At 74.9% G+C, this 14,505-nt stretch carries 16 protein-coding genes and 1 pseudogene; 15 read left to right on the top strand and 2 right to left on the bottom strand.

Features of this window, described 5'->3' with window-relative positions; translation table 11 throughout:
- The first annotated feature begins 18 nt into the window (after positions 1 to 18).
- Positions 19 to 1,638 (top strand): DUF885 domain-containing protein, encoded by a 1,620-nt coding sequence (locus C1I99_RS20265; protein ID WP_111135796.1) that lies wholly within the window; start codon positions 19 to 21, stop codon positions 1,636 to 1,638.
- Positions 1,639 to 1,655: 17 nt separating this feature from the next.
- Here C1I99_RS20265 and nudC read toward each other — a convergent pair whose 3' ends face one another.
- A complete protein-coding gene (gene nudC, locus C1I99_RS20260; protein ID WP_111135795.1) occupies positions 1,656 to 2,537 on the bottom strand; it encodes an NAD(+) diphosphatase in 882 nt (293 codons plus the stop codon).
- Positions 2,534 to 3,226: a hypothetical protein gene (locus C1I99_RS20255; RefSeq protein WP_111135794.1), complete on the bottom strand. Its 693-nt coding sequence runs from the start codon at positions 3,224 to 3,226 to the stop codon at positions 2,534 to 2,536. Before C1I99_RS20255 ends, nudC begins: the two co-directional genes overlap by 4 nt.
- Positions 3,227 to 3,439: 213 nt before the next feature.
- On the opposite strand from C1I99_RS20255, the gene eno reads away from it, so the two are divergent.
- The 14 genes and pseudogenes from eno to C1I99_RS20185 all read left to right on the top strand — a co-directional run.
- Positions 3,440 to 4,723, top strand: coding sequence for a phosphopyruvate hydratase (eno, locus tag C1I99_RS20250; RefSeq protein WP_111135793.1), 1,284 nt, complete (start codon positions 3,440 to 3,442; stop codon positions 4,721 to 4,723).
- Between the two features lie 28 nt (positions 4,724 to 4,751).
- A complete protein-coding gene (locus tag C1I99_RS20245; protein ID WP_111135792.1) occupies positions 4,752 to 5,393 on the top strand; it encodes an FtsB family cell division protein in 642 nt (213 codons plus the stop codon).
- Between the two features lie 34 nt (positions 5,394 to 5,427).
- Positions 5,428 to 5,985, top strand: a complete 558-nt coding sequence (locus C1I99_RS20240; RefSeq protein ID WP_111135797.1) for a DUF501 domain-containing protein — start codon at positions 5,428 to 5,430, stop codon at positions 5,983 to 5,985.
- Positions 5,986 to 5,992: 7 nt separating this feature from the next.
- Complete coding sequence (locus C1I99_RS20235) at positions 5,993 to 6,502, top strand: amino-acid N-acetyltransferase (RefSeq protein WP_111135791.1); 510 nt, start codon at positions 5,993 to 5,995, stop codon at positions 6,500 to 6,502.
- Positions 6,503 to 6,701: 199 nt separating this feature from the next.
- The gene (locus tag C1I99_RS34100) at positions 6,702 to 6,839 is read left to right on the top strand and encodes a hypothetical protein (RefSeq protein ID WP_233512603.1); all 138 of its coding nucleotides are present in this window, start codon (positions 6,702 to 6,704) and stop codon (positions 6,837 to 6,839) included.
- 719 nt (positions 6,840 to 7,558) lie between these two features.
- Positions 7,559 to 8,557, top strand: a complete 999-nt coding sequence (locus C1I99_RS20225) for an ArsR/SmtB family transcription factor (RefSeq protein ID WP_111135790.1) — start codon at positions 7,559 to 7,561, stop codon at positions 8,555 to 8,557.
- A 22-nt stretch (positions 8,558 to 8,579) separates the two neighbouring features.
- Positions 8,580 to 9,512, top strand: coding sequence for a Ppx/GppA phosphatase family protein (locus tag C1I99_RS20220; RefSeq protein WP_199562300.1), 933 nt, complete (start codon positions 8,580 to 8,582; stop codon positions 9,510 to 9,512).
- Positions 9,513 to 9,814: 302 nt separating this feature from the next.
- A complete protein-coding gene (locus tag C1I99_RS20215) occupies positions 9,815 to 10,147 on the top strand; it encodes a PadR family transcriptional regulator (protein ID WP_111135788.1) in 333 nt (110 codons plus the stop codon).
- On the top strand, positions 10,144 to 11,181 hold the full coding sequence (locus C1I99_RS20210) for an HAAS signaling domain-containing protein (protein ID WP_111135787.1): 1,038 nt from the start codon (positions 10,144 to 10,146) through the stop codon (positions 11,179 to 11,181). Before C1I99_RS20215 ends, C1I99_RS20210 begins: the two co-directional genes overlap by 4 nt.
- A gap of 116 nt (positions 11,182 to 11,297) precedes the next feature.
- The gene (locus C1I99_RS20205) at positions 11,298 to 11,780 is read left to right on the top strand and encodes an LppU/SCO3897 family protein (protein WP_111135786.1); all 483 of its coding nucleotides are present in this window, start codon (positions 11,298 to 11,300) and stop codon (positions 11,778 to 11,780) included.
- 192 nt (positions 11,781 to 11,972) lie between these two features.
- Positions 11,973 to 12,659 carry a dienelactone hydrolase family protein gene (locus tag C1I99_RS20200; RefSeq protein WP_111135785.1) on the top strand — a complete coding sequence of 229 codons (687 nt, stop codon included), beginning with the start codon at positions 11,973 to 11,975 and terminating at the stop codon, positions 12,657 to 12,659.
- Positions 12,652 to 13,392, top strand: coding sequence for a uracil-DNA glycosylase (locus tag C1I99_RS20195; RefSeq protein ID WP_438941432.1), 741 nt, complete (start codon positions 12,652 to 12,654; stop codon positions 13,390 to 13,392). The genes C1I99_RS20200 and C1I99_RS20195 overlap by 8 nt, the downstream gene beginning before the upstream one ends.
- A 78-nt stretch (positions 13,393 to 13,470) precedes the next feature.
- Positions 13,471 to 14,214 (top strand): DUF4129 domain-containing protein, encoded by a 744-nt coding sequence (locus tag C1I99_RS20190; protein WP_111135783.1) that lies wholly within the window; start codon positions 13,471 to 13,473, stop codon positions 14,212 to 14,214.
- Positions 14,215 to 14,260: 46 nt separating this feature from the next.
- Positions 14,261 to 14,505: pseudogene (locus tag C1I99_RS20185) on the top strand (hypothetical protein); the annotation flags it as partial.

The following is a 14,505-nucleotide window of genomic DNA, read 5'->3' as shown; positions in this document are numbered from 1 at the left end:
GGGCGGTAGGGTTCCGGGGTGCAGGAGTTCGGGGCGCTCGCGGAGCGGATCGTCGAGGCGTTGCTGGAGAGCCGGCCGGGGCTGGCCACGTCGGCCGGGGACCACCGGTACGACGACCGGCTGCCGGACCTCTCCACCGACGCGGTGGCCGCCGACCGGTCGATGCTCACCGACGCCGCGGACGCCCTCGCCGAACTCGACCCGGAGTCCCTCGACGCCGACGAGCGGGTCGACCACGCGCTGCTCACGTCATTCGTGGATCGGGCGCTGTTCGAGTCCGACGAGATCCGCGCCCACGAGTGGGATCCGCTGCGGCACAATCCGGGCCCACTGCTGCACGCCCTGGTCGCCCGCCCGTACGCCCCGGTCGAGGTGCGGGCGGAGAGCTTCGCCGGCCGGCTCGCGTCCGTACCGGACGCGCTGGCCACCGCCCGCGCGACGCTGCGCGACATGCCGCGGATCCACGCGGAGACGGCGGTCGGGCAGTTCACCGGCACGGCCGCGCTGATCCGCGACGAGGTGCCGGCGCTGCTGGCGCAGGCGCCCGCGCTGCACGACCGAGTCGGGCCGGCCGCCACGGCGGCGATCGCGGCGCTGGAGGAGTTCGTCGCCTGGCTGCGCGTCGGCCTCGCCGCCGACGCGGGCCCCGGCCGTGACCCGCGGCTCGGCCGCCGCCGCTGGGAGGCGCGGCTGTGGCACACCCTGGACACCGAGCTGAGCGCCGCCGAGGTGCAGCGCCGGGCGTGGGCCAACCTGGACCGGGTCACCGAGGAGATCCGCGCGGCGGCCGTCGAGCTGGTCGGCGGCCCGGCCGACGACGAGACGGTACGCCGGGCGCTGGACCTGCTCGCCGCCGAGCACCCCGACGACGCCACCATCGTGGACCTCGCCTCGGTCACCCTGGACGAGGCGACCGACTTCGTCCGCGCGCACGACCTGGTCACCCTGGTCGACGACCCGTGCGTGATCCAGGAGATGCCGGAGTTCGCCCGGGGTGTGGCGGTCGCCTACTGCGACTCGCCGGGGCCGCTGGAGACGGCCGACGTGCCGACGTTCTACTGCATCGCGCCCACCCCGGCGGACTGGCCGGCGCACCGGGTCGAGTCGTTCTACCGCGAGTACAACGACCACATGATCCGCAACCTGACCGTGCATGAGGCGATGCCCGGCCACTTCCTCCAGCTCGCCCACGCCCGCCGGCACGCCGGCCCGACCCGGGTCCGGCCGCTGACCGAGTCCGGGGTGTTCATCGAGGGCTGGGCGGTCTACGCCGAGGAGCTGATGGTCGGCCTCGGCTTCGGCGGCCTGCCGGTGCGGTTGCAGCAGCTCAAGATGCAGCTGCGGATGACCATCAACGCGCTGCTCGACCAGCTCGTGCACTGCGAGGGGATGCCCGAGGCCGAGGCGATGGCGCTGATGACCGGGCGGGGCTTCCAGGAGGAGGGCGAGGCCGCCGGCAAGTGGCGCCGGGCGCTGCTCACCTCGACGCAGCTGTCCACCTACTTCGTCGGTTACAGCGAGATGGCCGACATCGCCCGGGCGCGCCCGGACGGGGTGTCGCGGCGCCAGTGGCACGACGCGATGCTGGCGCACGACTGCCCGTCGCCGCGCCACCTGCGTACCCTGCTCGGCGTCTGACCGGCGGGCCGTACGGGTCAGCGCCGTGCGGCGGCCACCGTCGCGTCGATCAGCCAGCGCGAGATGGAGTACGCCGGCGGCAGCTCCGCGGGCAGCGCGTCCAGCGGGAACCAGCGCGCCTCGGTCAGCTCCCGTTCGTCGATCACGGGCTCGGCGGCCGGGTCGGCGGCGCGGGCGGTGAAGCCGGCCAGCAGGGTACCCGGGCCGGACATCGCCCACGGCTGGCTGCCGAAGTAGGCCAGCCGGTCCAGCCGCAGCCCAACCTCCTCGCCGACCTCCCGGTGGGCGGTCGCCTCCAGCGTCTCGCCAGCCTCGACGAAGCCGGCGACCAGCGCCCACAACTCCGTCGGGCCGTACGCGTGCCGGACCAGCAGCAGCTCGTCGGCACCGCCGGCGGGGCCGGGCCGGGTGAGGGCCACCAGCACGGCGGCGGAGAGCTGCATCGGCACGTACAGCTCGCAGCCGGGACAGCGCCGGGCCGACTCGCCCGGCACGTCGGCCAGTTCGCCCCGGCAGGCGCCGCACCAGCGGTGGGTACGCCGCCAGGTGAGCACGGCCAGCGCCCGGCCGGCGAGCGTGGCGAGCGGCTCCGGTGCCTCGGCGGCCAGCGACCGCCAGCCCTGCCACCGGCCCGGCAGTCCGTCGTCGGCGGCCGTGTCGGCGGCCCACGCGGGTACCCCGTCGAGGGTGCCGAGCGGCACCCAGTCGAGGCCGGCGGGCAGGTCGCCGACCCGGTGGAGGCGCCCGTCGGTGCCGGTCAGCAGGTTACGGCCGGCCACCGGCAGGGCCAGGTCGGCCGGCGTGGGACCGGCGCCCCGGTCCGCCCCGGGCAGGAACCCGCCACGGGAGCGGACCGGGGCGGTGTCGGGGTGGCCGGCCGGGGCGGCCCGGTCGGTCACGAGGAGGGCACCCGTCGGTCGTCCACGCCGGCGCCGGGCGGGAGGTCGAACGCGGCGGGGTCGACGGTCTCGGTGTAGCGGGTCAGCGCCATCTCCGTCGGCGTGCCGCCGAGCGTGCCGGTGAAACTGCCCAGCAGGCCCTCCGTGGTGACGCAGGCGGTGAAGTCGCCGGCCGACCGGCGTACGTCCACACAGGTGGCGTGGTGGCCGCTCACCGTCGTGTCGCTCTGGGTGACGACCGCCTCCGGGTCGAGGGCCGCGGCGGTCAGTAGCCCGATCACCGCCGGCGGGGTGACCAGGCCCTGCTTCTCGGCCTCCGAGTACAGCGGTACCGACGGTTTGCCGGCGGTCGGCACCGGCGGCAGCACGGTGCAGGCCGTCCGCCCGTTGCCGGTCTCGCACCGGGTGACCGCCTCCTGGGTCACCACGATCTTGCCGTCCGGCCAGGTGTACGCGGAGCGCAGCGGCCGCTGCGTCTGCGCGATGGTGGCTGTCCGGCCGCCGGAGAGCTGGTACTGCGCGGACCACGTCTCGGTGAGCGCCCGGTCCATCCGGGCGGCGAGGTCGTTGACCAGGTCGGCCCGCCCGATGGCCCGGCCGGCGTCGTCGAGGGTCTGACAACCGGTGACCGTGAGCGACGCGATGACCGACACGGCGAGCATGCGGAGGGTGGTCGAGGCGGCGGGCATGGCGACCAGCCTGGCCGATCACGTCAACCGTGCGCAAACCCGTTGCCGGTTGACGCCAGAGAATCCGGGAATGTCCGTCATGCGCGGTCGGCCCGGGTGCGCCGGCCCACGAGGTGCGCCCGGGCGGGGCCCGATACGCTGCGTTCAACACGTGCCTCAGCCGCACCGTCGCGGCCCATACCGGACCGGAACACACAAACGAGGAGCGACTCAGTGGCAACCATCGAGGGAATCGTCGCCCGAGAGATTCTCGACTCGCGGGGCAACCCCACCGTCGAGGTCGAGGTCGGCCTGGACGACGGCACGATCGCCCGCGCGGCGGTGCCCTCCGGCGCCTCCACCGGCGCCTTCGAGGCGATCGAGCTGCGCGACGGTGACGCCGACCGCTACCAGGGCAAGGGCGTCGAGAAGGCGGTCGCGAACATCGAGGACAAGATCGTCGACGAGCTGATCGGCTACGAGGCCAGCGAGCAGCGGCTGATCGACCAGAAGATGCTCGACCTCGACGGCACCGACAACAAGGCCGAGCTGGGCGCGAACGCGATCCTGGGCGTCTCGCTGGCGGTGGCGAAGGCGGCCGCCGGCAGCGCGGAGCTGAGCCTGTTCCGCTACCTGGGCGGCCCGAACGCGCACCTGCTGCCGGTGCCGATGATGAACATCCTCAACGGCGGCGCGCACGCGGACTCCAACGTCGACATCCAGGAGTTCATGATCGCGCCGATCGGCGCGCCCAGCTTCCGCGAGGCGCTGCGCTCCGGCACGGAGGTCTACCACGCGCTGAAGTCGGTGCTGAAGAAGAAGGACCTGTCCACCGGCCTCGGCGACGAGGGCGGCTTCGCGCCGAACCTGCCCACCAACGCGGCCGCGCTGGACCTGATCGCCGAGGCGGTGGAGAAGGCCGGCTACCGGCTCGGCACGGACATCGTCTTCGCCCTCGACGTGGCCGCCACCGAGTTCTGCGAGAACGGCACCTACACCTTCGAGGGAGCCGCGAAGAGCGCCGAGGAGATGAGCAACTACTACACCAAGCTCGTCGGCGACTACCCGATCGTGTCGATCGAGGACCCGCTGTCGGAGGACGACTGGTCGGGCTGGCAGACGCTGACCGCCGCCGTCGGCGACCGGATCCAGATCGTCGGCGACGACCTGTTCGTCACCAACCCGCAGCGGATCGCCCGCGGCATCGCCGAGAACGCCGCCAACGCGGTACTGGTGAAGGTCAACCAGATCGGCTCGCTCACCGAGACCCTCGACGCGGTGGACCTGGCCCACCGGGCCGGCTTCACGTGCATGATGAGCCACCGCTCCGGCGAGACCGAGGACACCACCATCGCCGACCTGGCGGTGGCCACCGGCTGCGGCCAGATCAAGACCGGCGCGCCGGCCCGCTCCGACCGGGTCGCCAAGTACAACCAGCTGCTGCGGATCGAGGAGGAGCTGGCCGACGCGGCGCGGTACGCCGGGGCGGGCGCGTTCCCGCGCTACCGTTCCGCCTGAGACGCGAAGCCTCGGGAGGGGTGTGACGATGCAGCAGCGCCGCACACCGGGTGGTCAGCGTCCCGCCCGCCGGCCGGGTCAGACCGGCCGGCCGGGCGGGGCCCGGGGCGCCCGGGCGTCGGTCCGCGAGGGCGGCGTGCGCGCCGAGCCGCGGGCCACCGCCGGTCGCGCGCCCGGCGCGGCCCGGGGTGCCGAGGGCGTACGCGCCGCGAACCGGCCCGCCGCGGCCCGGCGGACGGCGGCCGGCGGCACCGTCAAGCGGCTCTCCGCACCCCGCTCCCGGGGCTTCACCGGGCGGGCCACGGTGCTCTTCGCGGTGCTGATCGCGCTCGCCCTGGCGTACACCTACCCGGTGCGGGTCTACCTCGACCAGCAGGCCGACATCGAGCGGATGGAGGCCGCCCAGGCGGCCCAGCGGAAGGTGATCGAGGACCTCTCCGCCCAGGCGGCCAAGTGGCAGGACAAGGCGTACATCGAGACCAAGGCCCGGGAGCGGTTCTTCATGGGCCGCCCCGGCGAGACGCTGCTGGTGGTGCTCTCCGACCCGGAGGGCGCCGCCCGGGACGCCGGCAAGCCGGCCAATCCCGCGCAGCCGGCCGAGCCCGACCCCTGGTACGACACCCTCTGGTCGAGTGTGCAGGCCGCCAACGGTGATCAGCCCGACAAGTGAGCACCACCTGAGTACCCGACGAGAGATGGGCACCGTGACTGTCGTACCACCCCAGGAGCCGGCGGCGGAGGACGTTCCCCCGCCGAAGCGTGAGCCGGCCACCGAGGCCGACCTGGCCGCGGTGGCCGCGCAGCTCGGGCGCCCGCCCCGGGGCACCCGGGCGGTGGCCCACCGCTGCCCCTGCGGCCTGCCCGACGTGGTGGAGACGACCCCCCGGCTGACCGACGGCACGCCCTTTCCGACGCTGTTCTACCTGACCTGCCCGCGGGCGACCGCGGCGTGCAGCCGGCTGGAGTCGGCCGGGCTGATGAAGGAGATGGCCGACCGGCTCGCCACCGACCCCGAGCTGGCCGCCCGCTACCGCGCCGCGCACGAGGACTACCTGGCCCGCCGGGAGGCGATCGGCCACGTGCCGGAGATCGACGGTGTCTCCGCCGGCGGGATGCCCGGCCGGGTGAAGTGCCTGCACGTGCACCTCGGGCACGCGCTCGGCGCCGGGCCGGGGGTCAACCCGTTCGGTGACGAGACCCTCGCGCTGGTGGAGAAGTGGTGGGCCGCCGGGCCGTGCGTGGACGTGCCGGCGGCCCAGTGAGCGTGCCGTGACCGACGAGATCGTGGTGCGCCGTGCCCGCACCTCCGACGTGCGCGGCATCCGCCGCCTGGTCGACACCTACACCGACGACCGGCGGCTGCTCAGCAAGGCCACCGTCACCCTCTACGAGGACGTGCAGGAGTTCCGGGTCGCGGTACGCGCCGCCGACGACGCCGTGGTCGGCTGCGGCGCGCTGCACGTGATGTGGGAGGACCTGGCCGAGATCCGGACGGTCGCGGTCGACCCGGCCTGCCGCGGCCGCAAGCTCGGCCACCGGATCGTCGGCGAGCTGATCGACTCCGCCCGGGAGCTGGGCGTCTCCCGGATCTTCGTGCTCACCTTCGAGACCCGGTTCTTCGGCTCGTTCGGCTTCACCGAGATCGACGGCGCGCCGGTGCCGCAGCCGGTCTACGAGCAGCTGCTCCGCTCGTACGACGAGGGCGTCGCCGAGTTCCTGGACCTGGAGCGGGTGAAGCCGAACACCCTCGGCAACACCCGGATGCTGCTGCGCCTCTGACGGCCGGCGGTGCTGGGGCCCCGCCGCCCGGCTGCCTTCCGTTCCCGGCGGCCGGCCGCCCGCCCCGCAGTGCCGTCGCGGATGGGTGGCGAAGAAGTCCAGGATCAGGTCGGTGGCGGTCACGCCCGCCTCCGGCGCGGCGAGTTGGCCGGCCGTCGCGCCCGGCCAGGAGTGGCCCATGTCGGGCAGGGTGTAGACGGTGACGTCACTGCCGTCGGCGCAGCGCGCCTCGGCGCGGGTGATCCGGGGCGTGCCGGGCACCGGGCGGGCCGGCCCGCCCCGGCAGGCCAGCCGCTGCTGCCAGGTCCGTATGCCGGCGGTGAAGGTGTCGGCGTAGCGGTCCTGCCCGCCGATGAAGGTGATCACCGAGACCGGCCGCTTCGGCACGTAGTCGGCGGCCGTGGTCCGCGGGCCGATGTAGCCGCCGCTGACCACGCCGATCGCCGCGAAGCGGCCCTCGGTCTCCACGGCGGCCCGGAAGCTCATATCCCCGCCGTTGGAGATGCCAACCAGGTAGACCCGGTCGGGGTCCGCCCGCCAGGTGCGTACGAGGTGGTCGGCGAGCGTGTCGAGGAAGCCGACGTCGTCGGCGTCGCCGCAGCAGATCAGCGCGTTGAACCCGCCGCCCCGGCCGTCCGGGTAGGCGACCAGGAAGTTCTCCCGGTCGGCCCGCGCGTCCAGGCCCACCATCTCGCGCATCCCGGCGCCGTCGCCCGGGTAGAAGTGCAGGGCGATGACCAGCGCGGTGGGCCTGGCCGGGTCGTAGCCGGGCGGGGCGTGCAGCAGGTAGCTGCGGTCCGCCCCGCCGTGCCGCAGGGTCAGCCGGTGGTCGCCGGGCGCCGGCCGCTCGGTCGGGGCGGAGGCCGACGGGGACGGTGCGGGCGACGGCTCACCCCCGTTGCACGCCGGGGCACCGAGTGCCAGAACCGCCGCCGTCCACAGTGCCGTCGCCCGCCGCATCCCGCGTCCCCTCGTGCCGGTTGCGCCCACCCTGTGACCGGGGTCGCCGCCGGGTCAACCCTTTCCGTGTACGCCGAAGGCGGGCAGGCTGCTCGTATGCTTCGCCTGCGGCTGCGACCGGCCGACCTGAGCCGGGTGTGTATCGCCGAGCGCCCGCACCCCGTCGGCATGACGCTGCTGGCCAGTCAGGCGCTGCGGGGCTACGCCGCGGCGGCGGCGGCCCCGGCGCTGGCCGACCGGGCCGCCGAGGTCACCCGGGCCGGCGCGGTCCGGGCCGCCACCGCCGCGCTGCGGCACCTGCTGCCGCCCCGGGGCCGGCTGCCGGATTTCCTGACCCCGTTCGACGGTCTGGACTCGCTGACCGCCGGCCTTGACGCGATCCGGGACACCCCGGCGCGGCGGATCCGGTCCGAGGTGGCCGGCGCGTACGCCGACCTGCCGGCGACGCCGCTGCGGCGCCGCTTCGCGGCGGCCGACCCGGAGGTGTTCGACCTGCTCGCCCGGGCCACCCGCGGCTACTTCGAGGGGGTGCTCGCGCCGCACTGGGCGGAGCTGACGCTCGCCCACCGGCACCACGTCGCCACCGCCGCGCAGCGGTACGCGCGGTCCGGCCTGGACGGCCTGCTCGGCGGCCTGCATCCGGCGATCCGCTGGCGCCCGCCGGTGCTGGAGGTCGACACGTGGTGGAGCAGGGACCTGCCCGGCACCGGGCACGGGCTGCTCCTGGTGCCCGCCGCCCTCGCCGGAACCCGCCCCCGGGTGCTGGTGGAGCCGGGCCGTCCGGTGCTGGTGACGTATCCCGCGGCGGTGGTGCTGCCCGCTGCCGCCGCGCCGGGCCGGGACCCGCTCGGCCGCCTGCTCGGGCGCACCCGGGCGGAGGTGCTGCGCCGGCTCGCCGAGCCGGGCCCGCACACCACCACCGCCCTCGCCCGCGCCGCCGGCATCAGCCTCGCCTCCGCCTCCGAGCACGCCGCGGCCCTGCGCGCCGCCGGTCTGGTGGGCAGCCACCGCGTCGGCGGGGCGGTGCGGCACCGGTTGACCCCGCTCGGCCTGCACCTGCTGAGCCAGTGCCAGATCCCGGCTGCCGAGCCGTAGGGTTGCGGGCGTGACGACACGCGTGGCGGCCATCGACTGTGGCACCAACTCGATCCGCCTCCTCATCGCCGACCTGCCCGATCCGTCCGCCGGACCGGCCGCGCCGCTGGTCGACCTCAGCCGGCGGATGGAGATCGTCCGGCTCGGCCAGGGCGTGGACAAGACCGGCCGGCTGGCCCCCGAGGCGATCGAGCGCACCCGGGTCGCGTTGGCGGCGTACGCCGCCGAAGTCGAGAAGTTCGGCGCCGAGCGGGTGCGGATGTGCGCCACCTCGGCCAGCCGCGACGCGGAGAACGCCGCCGACTTCCGGGCCATGGTGCGGCAGACCCTCGGGGTCGACCCCGAGGTGGTGACCGGCGACGAGGAGGCGCGGCTCTCCTTCACCGGGGCGGTGCGCGGGCTGCCCGCCGACGCGCGGGAGCCGTACCTGGTAGTGGACATCGGCGGCGGCTCGACCGAGTTCGTGGTCGGCACCCGCACCGGCGGGGTCGAGGCGGCGATCTCGATGGACATCGGCTGTGTCCGGATGACCGAGCGGCACCTGCACGGCGATCCGCCCGGTCTGGACGAGATCGCCGCCGCGCAGGCCGACATCGCGGTCGCCGTGGACCGGGCGTTGGCGGCGGTGCCGGGGCGCGAGGCCGCCACGCTGGTCGGGCTCGCCGGGTCGGTCACCACCGTGGTCGCCATCGCTGGGGGCCTCACGGAGTACGACCCGGGCCGCATCCACCACGCCCGGGTGTCGTACGACGCGGTGGCCGAGGTGACCGCCGACCTGCTGGCGAAGACCCGGGAGCGGCGGCTGGCGATCCCGGTGATGCACCCGGGCCGGGCCGACGTGATCGGGGCCGGCGCCCTGGTGCTCCGGGTGATCATGGAGCGGGCCGGGATGCCCTCCGTGGTGGCCTCCGAGCACGACATCCTCGACGGCATCGCCTGGAGCCTCCAGCGGTAGGGCTCAGGTCCGGTCGAACCGGCCGTCCGCGCGCTGCTGCCGAACTGCGACCAGACGGTCGGGATGAGGTGGCCCGGGCGTCGAGGGCTGGGAAGGGCGTGGCGGCCGTTCCGGTCGCGCCGCACGCTGTCGAGCTGCCCGCACAGTCGGGGCAGTCGGCACGGCGATCCGCCCGCCACCGTCTGAACTTCGGCCCGTTGGGTGCCCGGCGCCGATGGCCGTGGTGGGGCGGAGGGGGCCTGGGCCTGACCCGCGGAGGGGTTCGTTGACGGTATTACGCACAACAGAGTAGTGTGCAGTGCGTGGACACCACCCAGCTGCTGAAGGGCGTGCTGGACCTGGCGGTGCTAGCCGTGCTCCGGGAGGAGGACGGCTACGGGTACGACATCCTGCGCCGGCTGCGCGAGGCCGGGCTGGAGGAGGTCGGCGACGCCTCGGTCTACGGCACGCTACGTCGGCTCTTCGCCGCCGGCCTGCTCACCACCTACGTCGTGCCCAGCGAGTCGGGGCCGCACCGCAAGTACTACTCGCTCAACACCGCCGGCCGGGACCAGCTCACCCGCTCCGGCAAGCTCTGGTGCTCGTTCGCCACCACCATGAATGCACTGCTCGACGATCGGGGGATGGCGGCATGACCGTCACGGAGCAGGAGATCACCGACTACGTCGCCCGGGTCCAGGCCGCGCTGGCCGACCTGCCGCCGGCGGTACGCGACGAGTTGACCGAGGACCTGCCGGAGCACCTCGCCGAGGTGGCCGCGGAGGCCGACGGATCGCTGGTCGAGCGGCTCGGCGAGCCCGAGGCGTACGCGGCCGAACTGCGGGCCGCCGCGGGCGTCGGCGCCGGCAGCCGGGGCCGTGGCCTCGACCGGCGGTTCGGTGCCGCCACGGCCAAGCTCCGCGAGCGGCTGGACCGGTGGGACGTCCAGCTCGGCCCACCCCTCGGGTATCCGCGGGTGACCGAGTTCCTGCGGCTGCTCCGCCCGGCCTGGTGGCTGCTGCGCGGCTACCTCGCCGCCATGCTGGTCACGGTGGCCACCACCGGCGGCACGTTCGGTCTGGTGCCCAGCCTGAACGGTAGCGAGCTGGCCGGGCTGGTGCTGCTCGCCGGCAGCGTGCTCGCCTCCGTCTGGCTCGGCCACCACACCCCGGGCCTGTCCCGGCCCAAGCGTCGGCTGCTGCACGCCGGCACCCTCGTGCTGGTGGTGTTCGCGCTGGTCGGGCTGGTCAACGTGGACGAGCGGGCGCGCTGGGGCGGCGACTACGGCTACCAGCAGATCTCGGTCGACGACCGGTACGACCACGTCCAGGACGTGTTCGTCTACGACAGCGAAGGCCGGCTCGTGGAGAACGCCCGACTGTTCGACCAGAACGGCGACCCGATCCGGCTCGGCTACCCGGACTGCCTGACCGAACAGGACCTCAACGGCGCCGGGAACCCGCTGCTGCGGCCATACCCGTACTGCCCGGAGCGGGCGCCGTTCGCGCCCCGGCCGCCGGCGGCCTCGCCGCCCGCGCCCGGCCTGCCGCCACTGTCCATCCCGTCCGGCACGCCCACCGCCGGCCCGGAGCCGACCGTGGGCGCGACCGCGACGCCGGAGGCGGCCCCGACCGCGGGCCCGACCCCGACGACGGAGACCGCCCCCACGCCCGCGCCGAGCCGCACGTGAGGCGGATCCTGTACCGAGCTGGGAAATAGCTGAACGGATGAGGCCGACGGGGCGGCGGGGCGCGTCGATGATCGTTACGGTGTCGACCGCACATTCCCCCCTCGGAAGGAAAACCCGTGTCAGAGCAGGTCGCACCGCCCCCCGCGGCGGATGCCGCGCAGCCTCAGCCGGCCGTCCAGGCGCCGTCCCCCGCCGAGCCGCCGGCGAAGAAGTCCGGCGGCAAGAAGGCGCTCGGCATCGCGGGCGCGGTCGTCGCGTTCCTGATCGTCGCGGGGCTCAAGTTCGGCGTCGGCACGGCGATCGGCAACTTCTTCGACAAGGACGAGACCGCCGACGCCAAGGCCGGTGACTGCATCGCCGAGCTGCCCGAGATCACCGGCACCGAGGAGGAGGAGGTCGACGGCGCCAAGGTCGTCGACTGCACCTCCACCGATGCGGTGTACAACGTGGTCGGCCGGGTCGACGGGCAGACCGAGGCGCAGGCCAAGTCCGGAGAGGCGTGCGAGCAGTACATCAAGGAGGGGGAGGACGGCTACCTCTTCTACAACATCGAGCCGGGCAAGACGGGCTACCTGCTCTGCCTGACCAAGAAGGCCTGACCAGCAGGCCACCACCGTCGACGGCGGCGCGGACCACCCGCGTCGCCGTCAACGTATCCGGGATCACCGGCCGGCGAACGGGAGGTGAATGCCACTGCTCCGGCGTCTTCCCGGCGCCGTCGCGGCGTGGCAGGCTACCGGCACGTACTGGGCGACCAGCCAACGATGACTGACCGCTAGGAGGACGGGCCGATGGGCGAAATGGTGAGCTTCCGCAGCAAAGGGGGGACGAGCGAGGGGTATCTCGCGATACCCTCCGGCGGTGCGGCCAGCCCCGCGGTCATCGTCATCCAGGACTGGTGGGGGCTGGTACCCCACGTCCGGGCGGTGGTGGACCGCTTCGCCGAGGCGGGTTTCGTCGCCCTCGCCCCCGACTTCCGGCACGGCGGCCCGGCCAGCAAACCGAGCGAGCCCCGGCAGATGCTGAACAGCACGCAGATGGACGAGGCGGCGGCGGACATCGCCGGCGCCGCGGACTACCTCGCCGGGCGTCCCGAGGTCACCGGCAAGGTGGGCTGCGCCGGCTTCTGCGCCGGTGCCAGCCTGGCCCTCTGGGCGGCCGCCCGCTCCGAGCGGATCGTCGCCACCGCCGCCTTCTACCCGCGGCTGCCCTGGGATGGGATGCGCCCCGAGTGGTCCGACTACGCCGGAAAGGCCGCGGTCATCCACTGCTCGGAAGAAGACGGCACCTCCGCCGCCGACGGCGTGCAGACGGCCCGCCGGGCCATCGAGGCGGCCGGTGGCACCTGCCAGACCCACGACTACCCCGGCACCTCGCACGCGTTCTTCAACGAGGACCGGCCGGAGAACTTCGACCAGCGCGCCGCCGCCACCGCCTGGGCCCGCACCCTCGAACTCTTCCGGGCCAAGCTTGGCTGAGCCGCGTACCCCCGCCGACGTGGTGGCCCGCGCCGCGCGGGCCACCGACCTGGCCGACCTCGACGCGGCGATCAGCGGCTGCTTCGCCTGCCCCAGGTTGGTCGACTGGCGGGAGGAGGTCGCCCGGACCCGCCGGGCGGCGTTCCGTGACCAGGAGTACTGGGGCCGTCCGGTGCCCGGCTTCGGCGCGCCGGACGCCCGGATCGCCATCCTCGGCCTCGCCCCCGCGGCCCACGGCGGCAACCGGACCGGCCGCATCTTCACCGGCGACCGCTCCGGCGACGTCCTCTTCGCGGCGCTGCACCGCGCCGGGCTGGCCAACCAGCCGACCAGCGTGGCCCGCGACGACGGCCTGTCCCTGCCGGGCACCCGCATCTTCGCCGCCGTGCGCTGCGCGCCGCCGGACAACAAGCCCACCCCCGCCGAGCGCGACACCTGTGCGCCGTGGCTGCACCGCGAGGTCGCGCTGGTCCGGCCCACCCTGCGCGTCGTGGTCGCGCTGGGTGCCTTCGCCTGGGCCGCCTGGTGGCCGGTGCTGCGTGCGGTGTACGGGCTGCGCCCGCCCAGCCCGCGACCGGCGTTCGGCCATGGGGCACACTGGGGCGGCACGGCCGCCCCGGAGCTGCTCGGCTGCTACCACGTCAGCCAGCAGAACACCTTCACCGGGCGGCTGACACCAGGGATGCTGGACGACGTGTTCGCCCGGGCGAAGCAGTTGGCCGGGGTGGACTGAGGCTGCGGGGCGGTGGCGATGACGGACGGAACGCGCCGGCCCGCGCCGTACGCCCCGGCGGCCCGGAGGTAGCCCCCGATGGATGCCAGCGTGCTGCGCAGGTGGTGGCCGGTCGCCGCGGTGGCCGTGTTGCTGGCCGCCGCCGCGCTCGCTGCCGCCCACTCCTCCATCGGGGCCAGCCGGATCCCGCCCGCCGCGGACAACATCCCCTACGTCCCGGAGTACCCGCCCGGGGCCCCGGCCGAGTCGATCCCGGTCGAACCGCGGGACGCGGCGGAGGCCACCCAGGCGCAGATCCCGCAGTGGATCGCCACCGCGGCGATGGTGCTGCTCGGGCTGGCACTGCTCGTCGCGTTCGGCTACCTCGCCTGGACCCTGGTCCGGGGCGCGCTGCGCCGCACCACCCGGGCCCTGCCGGTGCAGCGGGCCCGCCGCACCGCCGAGGGCACCGCCCGGGAGGTGGTGGCTGCCCTCGATGCAGGCCTGGTCGAGCTGGACGACACCGACACCGACCCGCGTACCGCGGTGATCGCCTGCTGGGTGCGCCTGGAGGAGGCCGCGGCCGGCGCCGGCGTGCCCCGGCTCACCGGCGACACCCCCACCGACCTGGTCACCCGCCTGCTGCGCGGCGACCCGTCGGCCGGCGTGCCGGCGATCGCCAGCGCCGACGTGCTGGCCGAGTTCGCCCACGTCTACCGCGAGGCCCGGTACGCCACCCGCCCGGTGGACGAACGCACCCGCGACCAGGCCCGGGCGGCGCTGCGCCGGCTGCGCGGCGAGCTGACCGCCGTGGTCGGCGGGGACGCCGGGGTGCCGTCGTGAGCGCGCCGGCCGGGCGTACCGGGCCCGCACGTGGTGAGGTGGCGGCGTGAGCAGCACGAGCATCGACGACCTGCTGAGCTTCGAGGAGGAACGGCCCCGGCGCGACGGGCGGACCCGGGGCGGCCGGCTCGGGCGGCTGCTGCGCACCCTGGCCGGCGTGGCGGCGGTGGTGGTCGTGCTGGTCGCCGGCCTGCGTCTGGTCGGGCTGCGGGTGTCGCCGCTGATCCTGGTCGCCGGCGTGGTCGCCCTCGTCGTGGTGCGTCGGGTGGTGGCCGCGCTGTCGCCCCCGCC

The sequence above is a fragment of the Micromonospora deserti genome (assembly GCF_003236335.1).
GTDB lineage: Bacteria > Actinomycetota > Actinomycetes > Mycobacteriales > Micromonosporaceae > Micromonospora > Micromonospora deserti.
The sequence above is the reverse complement of the archived record's forward strand: the minus strand, read 5'-3'. Positions and strand labels throughout refer to the sequence as shown.

What these genes read in the sequence shown, in the direction of transcription:
- C1I99_RS20255 (WP_111135794.1), bottom strand. Translation starts at nt 3,226, where the DNA reads ATGCCCGCCGCCTCGACCACCCTCCGCATGCTCGCCGTGTCGGTCATC.
- C1I99_RS20245 (WP_111135792.1), top strand. Translation starts at nt 4,752, where the DNA reads ATGCAGCAGCGCCGCACACCGGGTGGTCAGCGTCCCGCCCGCCGGCCG.
- C1I99_RS20225 (WP_111135790.1), top strand. Translation starts at nt 7,559, where the DNA reads ATGCTTCGCCTGCGGCTGCGACCGGCCGACCTGAGCCGGGTGTGTATC.
- C1I99_RS20210 (WP_111135787.1), top strand. Translation starts at nt 10,144, where the DNA reads ATGACCGTCACGGAGCAGGAGATCACCGACTACGTCGCCCGGGTCCAG.
- C1I99_RS20200 (WP_111135785.1), top strand. Translation starts at nt 11,973, where the DNA reads ATGGGCGAAATGGTGAGCTTCCGCAGCAAAGGGGGGACGAGCGAGGGG.
- C1I99_RS20190 (WP_111135783.1), top strand. Translation starts at nt 13,471, where the DNA reads ATGGATGCCAGCGTGCTGCGCAGGTGGTGGCCGGTCGCCGCGGTGGCC.